The 14053-nt window shown below is 67.6% G+C and carries 14 protein-coding genes; 9 read left to right on the top strand and 5 right to left on the bottom strand.

Annotation, left to right across the window (positions count from 1 at the left end; translation table 11 throughout):
- Positions 1–4: 4 nt before the first annotated feature.
- Complete coding sequence (locus AC07M9_RS10825) at positions 5–1030, top strand: 2-oxoacid:ferredoxin oxidoreductase subunit beta (protein ID WP_494883677.1); 1026 nt, start codon at positions 5–7, stop codon at positions 1028–1030.
- Positions 1031–1175: 145 nt separating this feature from the next.
- Positions 1176–2132: a metal-dependent hydrolase gene (locus AC07M9_RS10820; protein ID WP_494883675.1), complete on the top strand. Its 957-nt coding sequence runs from the start codon at positions 1176–1178 to the stop codon at positions 2130–2132.
- Here AC07M9_RS10820 and AC07M9_RS10815 read toward each other — a convergent pair.
- Entirely contained in the window at positions 2110–2862 is a 753-nt protein-coding gene (locus AC07M9_RS10815; protein WP_494883673.1) for a phosphatase PAP2 family protein, read from the bottom strand. The genes AC07M9_RS10820 and AC07M9_RS10815 overlap by 23 nt on opposite strands.
- A 29-nt stretch (positions 2863–2891) precedes the next feature.
- Here AC07M9_RS10815 and AC07M9_RS10810 point away from each other — a divergent pair, with 29 nt between their 5' ends.
- Both AC07M9_RS10810 and AC07M9_RS10805 read left to right on the top strand, forming a co-directional pair.
- Positions 2892–4259, top strand: a complete 1368-nt coding sequence (locus tag AC07M9_RS10810; protein WP_494883671.1) for a cryptochrome/photolyase family protein — start codon at positions 2892–2894, stop codon at positions 4257–4259.
- A 61-nt stretch (positions 4260–4320) separates the two neighbouring features.
- Complete coding sequence (locus AC07M9_RS10805) at positions 4321–5610, top strand: class I SAM-dependent methyltransferase (RefSeq protein WP_494883670.1); 1290 nt, start codon at positions 4321–4323, stop codon at positions 5608–5610.
- Positions 5611–5621: 11 nt separating this feature from the next.
- Here the strand turns inward: AC07M9_RS10805 and AC07M9_RS10800 are convergent, their stop codons facing one another.
- The 4 genes from AC07M9_RS10800 to AC07M9_RS10785 form a co-directional block, all read right to left on the bottom strand.
- A complete protein-coding gene (locus AC07M9_RS10800) occupies positions 5622–5969 on the bottom strand; it encodes a PilZ domain-containing protein (protein ID WP_494883668.1) in 348 nt (115 codons plus the stop codon).
- Positions 5970–6052: 83 nt separating this feature from the next.
- Positions 6053–6769, bottom strand: coding sequence for an SDR family NAD(P)-dependent oxidoreductase (locus AC07M9_RS10795; protein ID WP_494883666.1), 717 nt, complete (start codon positions 6767–6769; stop codon positions 6053–6055).
- Positions 6766–8214 (bottom strand): amidophosphoribosyltransferase, encoded by a 1449-nt coding sequence (gene purF, locus AC07M9_RS10790; RefSeq protein ID WP_494883664.1) that lies wholly within the window; start codon positions 8212–8214, stop codon positions 6766–6768. Before purF ends, AC07M9_RS10795 begins: the two co-directional genes overlap by 4 nt.
- 266 nt (positions 8215–8480) lie before the next feature.
- On the bottom strand, positions 8481–9467 hold the full coding sequence (locus AC07M9_RS10785) for a glycosyltransferase 61 family protein (protein WP_494883662.1): 987 nt from the start codon (positions 9465–9467) through the stop codon (positions 8481–8483).
- Between the two features lie 198 nt (positions 9468–9665).
- On the opposite strand from AC07M9_RS10785, the gene AC07M9_RS10780 reads away from it, so the two are divergent.
- The 5 genes from AC07M9_RS10780 to AC07M9_RS10760 all read left to right on the top strand — a co-directional run bounded on the left by AC07M9_RS10780 (position 9666) and on the right by AC07M9_RS10760 (position 14002).
- Positions 9666–10907, top strand: a complete 1242-nt coding sequence (locus tag AC07M9_RS10780) for a lipoprotein-releasing ABC transporter permease subunit (RefSeq protein WP_494883660.1) — start codon at positions 9666–9668, stop codon at positions 10905–10907.
- Positions 10900–11598 (top strand): ABC transporter ATP-binding protein, encoded by a 699-nt coding sequence (locus AC07M9_RS10775; RefSeq protein WP_494883659.1) that lies wholly within the window; start codon positions 10900–10902, stop codon positions 11596–11598. The genes AC07M9_RS10780 and AC07M9_RS10775 overlap by 8 nt, the downstream gene beginning before the upstream one ends.
- Before the next feature lie 86 nt (positions 11599–11684).
- A complete protein-coding gene (locus tag AC07M9_RS10770) occupies positions 11685–11966 on the top strand; it encodes a hypothetical protein (RefSeq protein WP_494883658.1) in 282 nt (93 codons plus the stop codon).
- Positions 11959–12456, top strand: coding sequence for a glutathione peroxidase (locus AC07M9_RS10765; RefSeq protein WP_494883657.1), 498 nt, complete (start codon positions 11959–11961; stop codon positions 12454–12456). Before AC07M9_RS10770 ends, AC07M9_RS10765 begins: the two co-directional genes overlap by 8 nt.
- Before the next feature lie 148 nt (positions 12457–12604).
- Complete coding sequence (locus AC07M9_RS10760) at positions 12605–14002, top strand: carboxylesterase/lipase family protein (protein ID WP_494883656.1); 1398 nt, start codon at positions 12605–12607, stop codon at positions 14000–14002.
- The last annotated feature ends 51 nt before the right edge of the window (positions 14003–14053 follow it).

The raw sequence follows: 14053 nt of genomic DNA, 5'->3' as shown, positions 1-14053 counted from the left end.
GATCATGAACGACATGACCCCGATCCAGACCACGCTCAAGGACTGGGAAACCGACCAGGAAGTGCGCTGGTGCCCTGGCTGCGGCGACTATGCGATCCTGAAGGCCGTCCAGCGCACCCTGCCGATGGTCGGCGCCGATCCGAAGAATACCGTGTTCGTCTCGGGCATCGGCTGTTCGAGCCGCTTCCCATACTACGTCGAAAGCTACGGTTTCCACACCATCCACGGCCGTGCGCCGGCGGTCGCGACGGGGATCAAGCTGGCCAATCCGGACCTCGACGTCTGGCTGGTGACGGGGGACGGCGACGGGCTATCGATCGGCGGCAACCACACGATGCACGTCCTGCGCCGCAATCTCGACTGCCAGATCCTGCTGTTCAACAACGAGATCTACGGGCTCACCAAGGGGCAGTATTCGCCGACCAGCCGCGTCGGCACGCCGTCGCCGACTTCGCCGATCGGGTCGGTCGATCGCCCGGCTAGCCCTTGCGCCTTCGCGCTGGGATCGGGCGCTCGGTTCGTGGCGCGCGGGTATGATGTGTCGAAGGACCTGTCCGAAGTGCTGGTCGCCGCCTATCGCCACAAGGGCGCGGCCTTCGTCGAGATCTTCCAGAACTGCATCGTCTACAACAAGGACCGCTTCGACGACTTCACCCAGAAGGCCGTCGCGGCGGACAATCAGGTGGTGTGCCGGGACGGCGAGCCGCTCGTTTTCGCCAAGGGAACCAAGGGGCTGGCACTCGATCTCGAGACGCTGTCTTTGAAGGTGGTCGATCTGGTGGATGGTGACTGGAAGACGGCGGGCGTCGCGCTGCACAACCCGCAGAGCCGTGGCCTCGCGCATATGCTGGTGGAGATGCCCTTCGGGCCGTTCCCGATGGCGCTGGGCGTGATCTACGACGATCCCGCGCCGACCTTCGAGAGCGCCGTCGTCGCCGAGCGCGCGGCGCTGGTTTCGGGCAAGACGGCGGACCTGGGCAAGCTGCTCTCGAAGGGGCAGACCTGGACGGTGAGCGCGCCGGACGTCTGAGGCCCTCCGTCGATTTTACCCGTTTTGGTGCCGAACCCCTTCCGCTCGGCGCCAACGGAAGGGTGCCGAAGGCAGCTTGTCGTCGTGGGCTTGCCTAATGGCCGCCCGCGCCCGATAGTCCGCGCGATGCAATTGCCCATCCCTCTTGGATAATCTCACCCACAGCCTGGTCGGCTGGGCGCTCGCCGAGACGGGGCTCAAGCGCCGTACGCGCAAGGGCCTCGCCGCCTGCGTGCTGGCGGCGAACATGCCGGACATCGACGTGTTCTTCGGCTGGGCCCCGTGGGCGCCGCTGGCGATGCACCGGGGTTTCACGCATGGCCTGGTGGGCGGGGTGCTGCTGATGCCGCCGCTGCTGGCGGGGCTGCTGTGGTGGCTCGACCGCTGGCAGATCGCGCGCGGAGCCTTCTTCAAGAGCGGGCTGCGCATGCATTTCGGCTGGCTGCTGGCGCTGTGCTATCTCGGTGCGCTGACGCATCCGCTGCTCGATTTGCAGAACGCCTATGCCGTGCAGCTGCTGTCGCCGCTCAGCGCGCGCTGGTTCCATACCGACGGGCTGTTCATCGTCTCGCCATGGCTGCTCGCAATCCTGGGCGCAGGCATATGGCGATCGCGCCGCCGCTGGCGCTGCGGCCGTCCGAAGGCGGGGCGACCGGCCTCGATGGCGCTCGCGGCAACCGCGGCTTTCATCGTGCTCAACCTCGGCATTTCGGCGCTGGCGTGGGTTTCGGCGCCCAACTACGCGGGCACCGATCGTGTCTTCGCCTCGCCCGAGGCGCTGCTGTTCTGGCGCCGGGAGGTCGTCTGGCGCAGCTATGGCAGGATCGGGCAAGGCCGCTTCGATCCTCTGCACGGTCTCGAACTGACCGGGATCGCACCATCTCGGCCCGACAACATGGCCGATCCGCTGGTCCGCCGCGCCATCGCCGCCTCGCCCGAAGTGGCGGACTTCCTCGACTGGTCGCAGATGCCTTTCGCGCAAGTCGAGCGCCATGGCTGCGCGGCGAGAGTGACCTTCGGCGATGCGCGCTTCTCCGGGCCGCGCGTGGCCGGCAGCTTCACCCACGTCGCGACGGTGCCTACGCTGGCTCCGGGCTGCTGACAGCTTCGGCCGCATCGACCGTGGCCCGCGCCGGGCGGTAGAGCAGGGCGCTCGCGAGGAAGGCCCAGCCGGCGCCGCCCAGCCATCCGGCGATCACGTCGCTGGGCCAGTGGACCCCCAGCCAGACCCGGCTCCAAGCGATCGCGAGGCTGGTTGCCATGGCGGCGGCGATCACCGTCCAGCGCACCGTCTCGCGCCGGCTCAGCGCCGCGAAGGCGAGGGCCATGGCGATGTAGACCACGGCGGCGTTGAAGGCGTGCCCGCTCGGGAAACTGTTGCCGCCCGCTTCGGTGAGGTGCGGCACGATCTCCGGCCTCGCCCTGCCGACGAGGCCCTTGAGCGCGCTGTTGACCGCCCAGCCCGAAGCGACCGTGAGGGCCAGCAGCACGGCCTCGCGGCGCAGGCGCAGGAACAGCAGCGCGACGACGGCGCCGGCGGCGAAGAGGTTGCGCAGCAGCACGCCGCCCAGCGCCGTCACGTCGCGCACGCCTTCGAGCAGCTTGGGCGAGCCTTGCGGCCGGAGCGTGTCGTCGCGCCAGAACAGCAGGCCGGTCTCGTCGAGCGCCGCAATGTGACCGCTGCGCATGGCCCATACGACCAGCGCGACACCCGCCCAGCACAGGATGGCGCAGGCCAGCGCCTTGCGCGGATCGATGCGAAAGCCGCGCAGGGGCAATCTCAGGGTTTCGGAAGCGACGACCATCGCGCTAGGGAACGCGCTTCCGGGCAAGGCGTTGCCCCTGCGATGAGTTGCTGTCCATGAGTTCTCCCGTCATCGTCTGGCTGCGGCGCGACCTGCGCCTGTCGGATCAGCCTGCCATCGCGGAAGCCGCGCGCAAAGGCCCGGTGATCCCCGTCTACATTCTCGACGACGAGACGCCCAAACACCGCGCCATGGGCGGCGCCTCGCGCTGGTGGCTGCACCATTCGCTCGCCAGCCTCGAGGCGGCGTTTCGCGAAAAGGGATTGCGGTTGATCCTGCGGCGAGGGCGCAGCGACGACGTGCTCGCGAAGCTGGCAGAGCAGGTGGGGGCGTCCGAAGTCCATGCGCTCCACCATTACGAACCGTGGTGGCGCAATGCCGAGAAGGCAGTCGCCAGACACCTGACCCTGTGCCTGCACCACGGCAATTACCTCGCCCCGCCGGGATCGGTGACGACGGGATCGGGCGGGCTCTACAAGATCTACACCCCGTTCTGGCGAACCTTGCGCGAACGCTTGCCGCCGCCCGAGCCCGAGCGTTGCCCTCAGACGATCGCCGCGCCGGCGACATGGCCCAAGTCGGACAGGCTGGAGGACTGGGGCCTGCTGCCCTCGAAGCCGGACTGGGCAGGCGGCCTGCGCGACATGTGGGAGCCCGGCGAGGCGGGGGCGGCAAAGCGCCTGCGCGGCTTCGCCGAGGAAGCCTCGGCCTACGAAGGGCAGCGCAACCTCCCCTCGGTGGACGGCACCTCGATGCTCTCGCCCCACCTGCATTTCGGCGAGGTCTCGCCCTCGCAGGTCTGGCATGCGGCGGCGAACGCCGGCGGTTCGGTGGGGACGTTCCTTGGCGAGCTGGGCTGGCGGGACTACGCGCAGAACGTGATCCTGCAGTTTCCCGACTATGGCAGCAGATATGCCCGCGATCCGTTCGGCGATTTTCCCTGGCGGACGAGCAAGGCCGATCTCGAGGCGTGGCAGCAGGGGCGCACCGGCTATCCGATCGTCGATGCCGGGATGCGCCAGCTCTGGCACACCGGCTGGATGCACAACCGCGTGCGGATGATCGCGGCGAGCTTCCTCATCAAGCACCTGCTGATCGACTGGCGCGAGGGCGAGAAATGGTTCTGGGACACGCTGGTCGATGCCGACTACGGCTCCAACGCGGTCAACTGGCAGTGGACGGCGGGCTCGGGCGTGGACGCGAACATGTTCGTTCGGATCATGGCGCCGCTCACGCAGTCGGAGAAGTTCGACGCCGCCCGCTACATCCGCGAATGGGTGCCCGAACTCGCCGACCTCCCGGACGACGAAATCCACGATCCTTCGGCGCTAATGCGTCCCAAAGGCTACCCTGCGAAGCGCATCGAGCACCGCGACGCGCGCGAACGGGCACTGTCGGCATGGCAGCAGGCCAAGGCGCAATAGTGCAATCCGTCCATCGTCCTAGGCAATTGCCCGGGATCGAATTCGAGTCCATATCACCACCATGAACGCGCATGTACCGGGTAGGGGCGGGGAGCTTCTTGAAGGCGGACGGGCCATCGGCGTCGGGCCGCAGTGGCTTGCGCGCCTGTGGTCGGGCGGAGTCCACAGGATCCTCGACCGCATCGACGCCGGGCTGCAGCGCGGCTCCATCATGGCGACGCTGCCGGGCGGCGAGACGCGGCTGCTGGGCGGGCGCGCGCCGGGGTTCGACGCGGTCGTCGAGCTCAGGAGCTGGCGCGCGCTGCTGCGGCTGGCGACGGCGGGCTCGGTCGGCTGGTACCAGGGCTGGGAGGCAGGCGAGTGGGACAGCCCGGACCCGGTACCGCTGTTCGCCCTGTTCATGGACAACGCCGTCGCTCTGGGCGGCGTGGCCCGCGCGCACGGGCCCTGGCGGCTGGTGACGCGGCTGGTCCATGCGCTCCACCGCAACACGCGCTCGGGCTCGCTGAAGAACATCCACGCGCACTACGACCTCGGCAACGACTTCTATTCGCAGTGGCTGGGCGACACGATGCTCTATTCGAGCGCGATGTATTCCCGGACGGACCCGGGGCCCAACGCCTACAGCCAGTTCGTCACCGAACTGGACTGCGCGCAGTCGGCCAAGGCCGGGGCGATGATCGACCGGATCGCGGTTTCGCCGGGCGAGCGGGTGCTCGAGATCGGCTGCGGCTGGGGCACCTTGGCGGCGTTCCTCGCCAGCCACGACGGCGTCCACGTCGATGCGATCAGCCTGTCGGACGAACAGCTCGCCTATGCCCGCGATCGCTGGGCGCGGGAGGGCGGCAGCGCCGTGTTCCGCAAGCAGGACTACCGCGACGTTGCGGAGCAGTACGACGCGATCGTCTCGGTCGAGATGGTGGAGGCGGTCGGCCGCGCCTACTGGCCCGACTTCTTCGACTGCCTTGCCCGCAGCCTGCGCCCGGGCGGGCGCGCGGCGATCCAGTACATCGCGATCCACGACGACATCTTCGAACGCTACGCCAGCAGCGCGGACTTCATCCAGACTTACGTCTTCCCCGGCGGCATGCTGGTGAGCGAGAGCGAGTTCCGCGCGCTCGCCGCCGAGCGCGGGCTGAGCTGGGAGGACCGCCATGGTTTCGGGCCGGACTATGCCCGCACCTTGCGCGAATGGCGCCGCCTGTTCGACCTCGCGGTGGAGGAAGGCCGTCTGCCGCAGGGCTTCGACGAGCGCTTCGTGCGGCTCTGGCGCTATTACCTGATGTACTGCGAGGGTGGTTTCCTCGGCGGCGGCATCGATGTCGCACAGGTGACACTGGTGAAGGGCTGAAACTCGGCCCGTCAGCGCCGCCGCGGCGCGTCGAGGTCCCAGCGGCTCAGAATCGTTTCGAGTTCGACGGGGTCGAGCAGCTGGTCGAAAGCGCAGCCGACGAGACCGTTGTCCCACCAGACGACCTTGGCGGTCACCGTCACCATGCCGGGCAGGGTCAGCCAGCACATCGTGCGCGGCGCAATCTGGGACATGGCGGTGGCCGAGAAGCCGGAGAGCGACAGGTCCCGAACGGCGGTCTGGAAACTTTTCGAGCCCGAGGGGCGTAAGGATGCCGGAATGGAAATGCGCAATCGCGGCGCGCTCCGGTCTTCCTGGGCGGCGGCTGCGTAACGTTCCTGCTGGGAGTGGTTGACCATGGCGACCTCACTCTTTTTTAGAACTGAGCGCATGTCCAGCGCCGAGTCGGCACCATGTGTCCCACTTTGGGGTTACCTTCGAATTACGCCGGTTGGTTAACGGTTTCCCGGTGTCCGGTCGTAAAGTCCTCCAGCAGCAGCGAAACCAGGCGGTCAGCGACAACTTCCGGCGGTTTCACCGAGGCCGGGGCTTCGCCCGGATAGGCGCGCGCGCGCATCGCGGTGCGGGTGGCGCCGGGGTTGACGATGGCGACCCGAATCTTCGAGATCCTGGCGGTTTCCTGCGCGTAGGCATCAAGCAGAACCTCGAACGCGGCCTTGGTGGCGCCATAGGCACCCCAGTAGGCGCGGGGCGCCTGGGCCACCGTCGTGGTCATGCCGACGACGCGGGCGTTGCCGCTTTTCTTCAGCAGCGGATCGAAGTTGGCGATCAGTGCCTGGGTGGCGAGGACGTTGGTCGTGAGCGCCTTGTTGAAGGCGCGCTGGTCGATGTCGGCGACGCTGGTCAGCTCGGGCAGGATAGCCGCGTTGACGACCATGATGTCGAGCTTGCCCCAGCGCTGCGAGAGCGCGGTCGCCAGCCGGGCGATGCCATCGGGCTCGACCAGGTCCACCGGCGCGATCGTGGCCGAACCGCCGGCCTGGAAGATCGTGTCCTCGACGCCTTCGAGGGCCTTGGTGTCGCGTCCGGTGAGCACGACGTGCGCACCCTGCGCAGCGAGCGCGATCGCCGTCGCCGCGCCGATGCCGCGGCTGGCCCCGGTGACGAGCGCGACCTGTCCTTCGAACGGCGTGCTCATGCGGCGTTGAGTGCCGCCGGGAAGCGGTCGGAGAAGTCGGTCAGCTTGGTGGGGTATTCACCGGTGAAGCAGGCATCGCAGAACTGCGGGCACTTGTTCGTCCGCTTTTCCTCGCCGACCGCGCGGTAGAGTCCGTCGATCGAGACGAAGGCGAGGCTGTCGGCCTGGATGAAATCGGCCATGGCCTGCGTATCCATCGTGGCGGCCAGCAGTTTCGAACGCTCGGGCGTGTCGACGCCGTAAAAGCACGAGTGCTCGGTCGGCGGGCTGGCGATGCGCATGTGCACTTCGGCGGCGCCGGCATCGCGCATCATCTCGACGATCTTCTTCGAGGTCGTGCCGCGCACGATCGAATCGTCGATGAGGATGATGCGCTTGCCTTCCACCACAGGGCGGTTGGCGTTGTGCTTGCGCTTCACGTCGGCATGGCGGGCGGCGTCGCCCGGCTGGATGAAGGTACGGCCCACGTAGTGCGAGCGGATGATGCCCAACTCGAACGGAATGCCCGATTCCTGCGCGTAGCCGATGGCCGCCGGTACGCCGCTATCGGGCACCGGGATGACCACGTCGGCCTCGGCGAAGGCTTCCTTGGCCAGTTCGACGCCGATCTGCTTGCGCACGGAATAGACCGAGCGGCCGTCCATGATCGAATCGGGGCGCGAGAAGTAGACGTGCTCGAAGATGCAGGGGCGGGGCGAGGGATCGCCGAACGGGCGGTGGCTCGAGATCGTGCCCTTGTGGTCGACCTGGACCAGCTCGCCCGGCTCGATCGAGCGGACGAACTCGGCGCCGACGATGTCGAGCGCGACGGTTTCGGAGGCGAAGACCGTGGCGGAGTCGATACGGCCCATCACCAGCGGACGGATGCCGAGCGGATCGCGGCAGGCGATCATACCCTCGGGCGTCATGCAGATCAGCGAATAGGCGCCTTCCACCATGCGCAGCGCATCGACGAAGCGGTCGAGCAGCGTGGGGTAGCGGCTGGTCGCGACGAGGTGGATGATGACTTCGGTGTCGGAGGTCGACTGGAAGATCGAGCCCTTCGACACGAGGTCATGCTTCAGCGCCATCGCGTTGGAGATGTTGCCGTTGTGGGCGATCGAGAAGCCGCCCGCGGCGAGGTCCGCGAACAGCGGCTGCACGTTGCGCAGGCCCGAGCCGCCGGTGGTGGCGTAGCGCACGTGCCCCGAGGCCATGGCGCCCGGCAGGGTGTCCACTTCCTTCTGGCTGAACACCTGCGCCACGTGGCCGATGCCGCGGTGCGAGTGGAATTCGTCGCCGGAGAAGGAGGTGATTCCCACCGCCTCCTGCCCGCGGTGCTGGAGGGAATGGAGCCCCGCCGCGGTGATCGCCGCAGCTTCCTTGGCGCCGATAACGCCGAAAATACCGCACTCTTCGCGCAGTTTGTCCCCGTCGGCATCACGATAGGGGTGTGTCATGTTCATGGATGTGTCCAGCCCGCTGGCGCGTCAAAACGCTCGCGCATTTGGCTGCGATCGTTCCGAAAAGCAAGGGGCAAGGCGGGCGCTTGCGACGGGGCGACGGCGGGCTGGTTTTTTGCGGTCGGCGTGTGACGCGAGGATGACGGGGCCGGGGTGGGGGCTTCCGTGGATGAAGCACATCCGCGCGGCGCCGTCTTCGTGAGGGAAAGGCGGGCTGGGGATCGACTATGGGAAAGGGCCTGCAGCGGCGCGCGATGCGGGAAAATCGTCTATCCGACCAAGTCCAGCGCCCGCTCCAGCTGGCCGAGGGCCACCGCGAAGGGCTGCTGCTTGCTGGCGAGGATCGCGGGCCAGCCCTGGAACTGCACTTCCTCGTCGAAGCGGGGTATGATCTGGACGAACCTGTCCACCTTGCCCCCGACCCCGACCGCGAAATGGTCGTGGTAGACGCTGGGCGGCATGATCTCGACGAGCGAGCGCGTCCGTTCCTTCAGGGCCAGATAGGCGATCGCCGCGCCGTGGATGGCGACGACCTCGTCCGCGCGCTGCATCACGGCGATCTGCTCGGGAATCGGATGGTCTTCGAGGAAGACGATTTCGTAACCCCGTCCGCGCAGGAAGGCCTCCAGTTCGGCGGCGTTGGTGGGAGCCCTCGGCCCTCGGCGCGAGACGAAAACTTTCGACCCCGGCTCGCTCGCGGCCGTATAGCCGGAATAGACGTCGCCCATGTAGCTGTACAAAGGCGCGTCGAAGGTTTCCGTGATCTCGAACTGGGCGAGCCCGCGCGAGAGGCGATAGGTCAGGCGCCGGCCACTGACCGGGCGGTAGGTGCAGAGCGGCTCGATGCCGAAATGGGACAGCAGCTCGCGGAAACGGGGCTGCAGCGAGCGGAACACGAAGGTCACCTCGCCCACTTCCTTTCCGACCGACAGGCACAGCGGGATAATGTCCATCAGCAGGTGCGAGACGTTGTTCGGCTCGATGAAGCGGGTGTCGAAGAAGTAGCCGGTGCGCAGCGGCCGCGCATGACGGCTCACCACCCACTTCGAGATGGCGCGCAGGCCCCGCCCGCCGAGGTCGGCGCTCCGTCTCGAGCAGGTGTCGTGCGAGACCAGAGTCAGCGCATCGAACACGCGCGGCCGGTCGGCGGCGATGGCGTGCCGGTCCCCGCCGACGAGGAGATCGACTGCGACGGCGCGGAAAGGCGCGACGGGCCTCACCCAGTGCTTTTCGTAGGCGCGCGCGATCTCGTTCATGGATACCCCCAAGGCGGGCTCCAGAAAAAGGCAAATGCTGCTGCGCGTCTACGCTGGCGACGCAGGGGGTGATTTGGAGGATGATGGCCGCACCGGGAACCATTCGCGCGCCGCATCGCTTGCCCCACCGCTTGCCAGCGCGCAGCCATCATCCTAATGCCGGGCTTACCCAGCCGATCACAGACGGACCCGTCGCTCTTGATCCTATCCCCTTTCGAATGGACCATCGCCAAGCGCTACATGCTGCCCGGCAAGGGCGAGCGCTTCATTGCCCTGGTCGCCGGCATCAGCCTGGTGGCGGTCGCGCTCGGCGTCGCCGCGCTGGTTATCGTCATGAGCGTCATGAACGGTTTCCGCGCCGAGCTGTTCGACAAGATCGTCAACCTCAACGGCCACGCCATCATCCAGGCCTATGGCGGGCGGATCGACGACTGGCAGAACGTGCTCGAAAACGTGAGGAAGACGCCCGGCGTCACCCGCGCCTCGCCGCTGATCGAGCAGCCGCTGCTGGCCAGCTTCAACGGCCGGGTCGAGGCGATCCTCGTGCGCGGCAACACGGCGCAGGACCTCGGCCGCCTGCAGGACAAGGTTAAGGCCGGGACGCTCACCGCACTCAAGCCGGGCGGGGATACCGTCGCCATCGGCAAGCAGCTGGCGCAGAACCTCGGCGCGCAGGTGGGCGACGTCATCACCATCATCAACCCGCAGGGGCGCTCCACCCCCTTCGGCACGGTGCCGCGCCAGATTGCCTACACGGTCTCCGCGATCTTCGAGATCGGCATCTACGACTATGACAACGCCTACGTGGTCATGCCCATGCAGGACGCGCAGACGCTGCTGCTGACGGGCGATTCGATCTCCATGATCGAGGTGACCACCAACGATCCCGACAACGTCGGCGCCATCCTCGCCCCGCTGGAACGCCAGCTCGCGGGCCGCGCGGTGGTCAACAGCTGGAAGACCATCAACGCCTCGCTGTTCGAGGCGCTGGCGGTGGAGCGCGTCGCGATGTTCGTGGTGCTCTCGATCATCGTGCTGGTGGCGGTGTTCAACATCCTGTCCTCGCTCATCATGCTGGTGCGCGCCAAGACCCGCGACATCGCGATTCTGCGCACGATGGGCGCGACGCGGCGGTCGCTGCTCAAGGTGTTCGTGACGGCGGGCTTCTGCATCGGCGCGATGGGGACGTTCGTGGGGCTGCTGCTGGGCTTCGTGTTCCTCTATTTCCGCCAGCCGATCGTCCATCTCGTCGAGATCCTCACCGGGCAGAACCTGTGGGACCCCTCGATCCGCTTTTTGACGGAACTGCCCTCGCGCTCCGACCCGGTGGAGATCGTCACGATCTGCGTCATGGCGCTGGTGTTCAGCTTCCTCGCGACGCTCTACCCGGCCTACAGGGCGGCGAGCACCGATCCCGTGCAGGTGCTGCGTTATGAGTGAAACCATCCCCGCCTCCACCTCGGCCCCCGTCGTGCGCCTCACGCAGGTGACCCGCAGCTTCGAGCAGGGCGGCGTGCGCATCGACGTGCTGCGCGGCGTCGACCTGACCGTGCGCCCCGGCGAGATCGTCGGCCTGCTCGGCCCCTCGGGCTCGGGTAAGTCGACCATGCTGCAGGCGATCGGCCTGCTCGAAGGCGGCTTCGGCGGCCGCATCGAGATCGCCGGGATCGACGCCAGCAAGCTCGGCAAGGACCAGCGCGCGGCCGTGCGGCGCGACCATATCGGCTTCGTCTACCAGTTCCACCATCTGCTGCCCGACTTCAACGCCAGCGAGAACGTGGTGCTGCCCCAGCTCATCACCGGCAAGCCTCGCGCGGAGTGCGACGAGCGGGCGAGGGAACTGCTGACAGCGCTGGGCCTTGGCCAGCGGCTGGAGCACCGGCCCAGCAAGCTCTCGGGCGGCGAACAGCAGCGCGTGGCGGTGGCCCGCGCGCTCGCCAACCGGCCGCACCTGGTGCTGGCGGACGAGCCCACCGGCAACCTCGACGAGGCGACCGCCGACAAGGTCTTCGCGCAGTTCCTCGCACTCGTGCGGGGGGAGGGCAGCGCAGCGCTGGTCGCCACGCACAATGAGCGACTGGCGGCGGCGATGGACCGCGTAGTGCGCCTCCACGATGGGGTGCTTACTTAACGTCTGCGGGTCGGAACCGACGTTGCACTCGCGGTTTTCTGTTCCCACATCGTATGTGCGACAATGAACAGAAAAGGACACCGCCGATGAGCGACACCCCGTCCACCATCGAGACGAGCACCACGCCGGTGAAGGGCTTCGGCTGGGAGGATTCCGCCGAACTTCACAAGTGCGAGGATGGCGGCGGCCTGTTCCACCGGTTCAAGACCATCCGCCGGGGTACCGTGGCCGAACTGATCGGCTTCGTCATGGGCATGCCCGAGGACAGGCAGGACGACTACGCCATCCAGAAGGACGGCGACCACACTTTCCGCATCGGTGAGATACGCAATCTCTCGCGCCGCGCGGACTTCCCCAAGAATGCCTGATCCGCGCACGCCCCGCACCATTGCCGACTTCACGGCGAGACTGCCCAACGGCGAGGCGATCAGCCTGGCGGACCGCCTCGGCAAGGTGGTGCTGGTGGTTAACACCGCCAGCAAGTGCGGCTTCACCCCGCAGTACAAGGGCCTCGAGGACCTGTGGCAGCAGTACCGCGACCGCGGCTTCGAGGTGATCGCTTTCCCTTGCAACCAGTTCGGCAAGCAGGAACCGGGCGAGGCCGACGAGATCGCCACGTTCTGCGAAGTGAACTTCGGCCTCTCGTTCCCGCTGATGGGCAAGGTCGAGGTCAACGGGGAAGGCACCGCGCCGCTCTTCGACTGGCTCAAGGCCGAGGCGCCGGGCGTGCTCGGTTCCAAGTCGATCAAGTGGAACTTCACCAAGTTCCTCATCGGCCGCGACGGCAAGGTCGTGCGCCGCTACGCCCCCACCGAAAAGCCCGAGGCTATGGCCAAGGACATCGAGGCGCTGCTTTAGCCGTCGTCCCACTAATACGCCCCCGCGAAGGCGGGACCCGCTGGCCGTCCTTCGGGCTTAGCCCGACCTACAGCCTGTGCGGCCCTGCCAGCGATCCCGAACCCAGCCGGGGACCACGCAATTCTCACTCCATCGGAGCTGCCCCCCCATGAAAAGCCTGACCATCGCCGCATCGCTTGCCGGCGCGACCATCCTGACCGCTTGCGCCCCGGTGCTGGCTGAGTCGCCCACCGCGCAGACAGGCAGTGGCACCGTCACCGGTACCACTGACCATGGCGTCGTCAGCTGGAAGGGCATTCCCTTCGCCGCGTCGCCGGTGGGCGACCTGCGCTGGCGGGCACCGCAGCCTGCACCTGCATGGCAGGGCGTCCGGGAAACCACCGCTTACGGCCCCGACTGCATGCAGGAGCCGTTCCCCAGCGACGCCGCGCCGCTCGGCGCGCCGCCGTCCGAGGACTGCCTCTACCTCAACGTCTGGAAGGCGGAAGGCGCGAAGGCCAAGCTGCCCGTTGTGCTGTGGATCTACGGCGGCGGCTTCGTGAACGGCGGGTCCTCGCCGCCGACGTATTCGGGGGCGGAGCTGGCGCGCAAGGGCGTGATGGTGGTCAGCTTCAACTACCGCCTCGGCCGCTTCGGCACTTTCGCGCATCCGGCGCTGACCGCTGCGAACGCGGACGGCGGGCTGCTCGGCAACTACGGCACGCTCGACCAGGTCGCCGCGCTGAAATGGGTTCACGACAACATCGCGGCGTTCGGCGGCGATCCCGGCAACGTCACGCTGATGGGTGAGAGCGCGGGCGGCATGTCCGTCCACATGCTGATGACCTCGCCGCTGGCGCAGGGCCTGTTCCACCGCGCGGTCATCATGTCGGGCGGGGACGGCAAGGCGTTCGGTGCGGGCGGCATGGCGACGGCCGAAACGGTCGGCACACAGTTCGCCGCCACCAAGGGCATCACCGCCACCGACCCGCAGGCGCTCGCCAGACTGCGCGCGCTGCCGGCGGAGCAGGTGGTCGACGGGCTCAATCTCGCGGCGCTATTCGGCGGCCCCCGCCCGGCGTTCTCCTCGCCCTTCGTGGACGGGCGCGTGGTGGTCGATGCGGGCAAGGCCTATGCCTCGGGCAAATTCACCAAGGTGCCGGTCATGGTCGGCGCTACCAGCGCGGATATCGGCGGGCCGCAGGGCATGATGATCAAGGGCGCGCGCGACATGGCGGCCACGCTATCGGCCGCCGGGGTTCCGACTTACGCCTACCGTTTCTCCTACGTCGCTTCATCGCAGAAGGACGCGGGCGCGGGCCACGCCACCGACGTCCCGTTCTTCTTCGACACCCAGGCGATGAAGTACGGCGACACCGCCACCGCGCGCGACAATCATGTCGGCCACCAGGTCAGCGACGCGCTCGTCGCCTTCGCGAAGACCGGCAACCCCAACGGCGGCACGCTGCCCGTCTGGCCGCGCTACGATCCGGCCAAGGACGTGATCCTCGACTTCGGCAAGGACGGGGATGCGAAAGTGGGCAGGGACCCGCTGACGGTGCGGTGAGGTCTCCGCAACAAGGCCTTGTCGTCCGCCCAACAACGTCCCGTAACAATC

The sequence above is a fragment of the Novosphingobium sp. GW821-FHT09E05 genome, from assembly GCF_059416165.1.
This window is presented reverse-complemented; position numbering and strand designations above follow the sequence as displayed.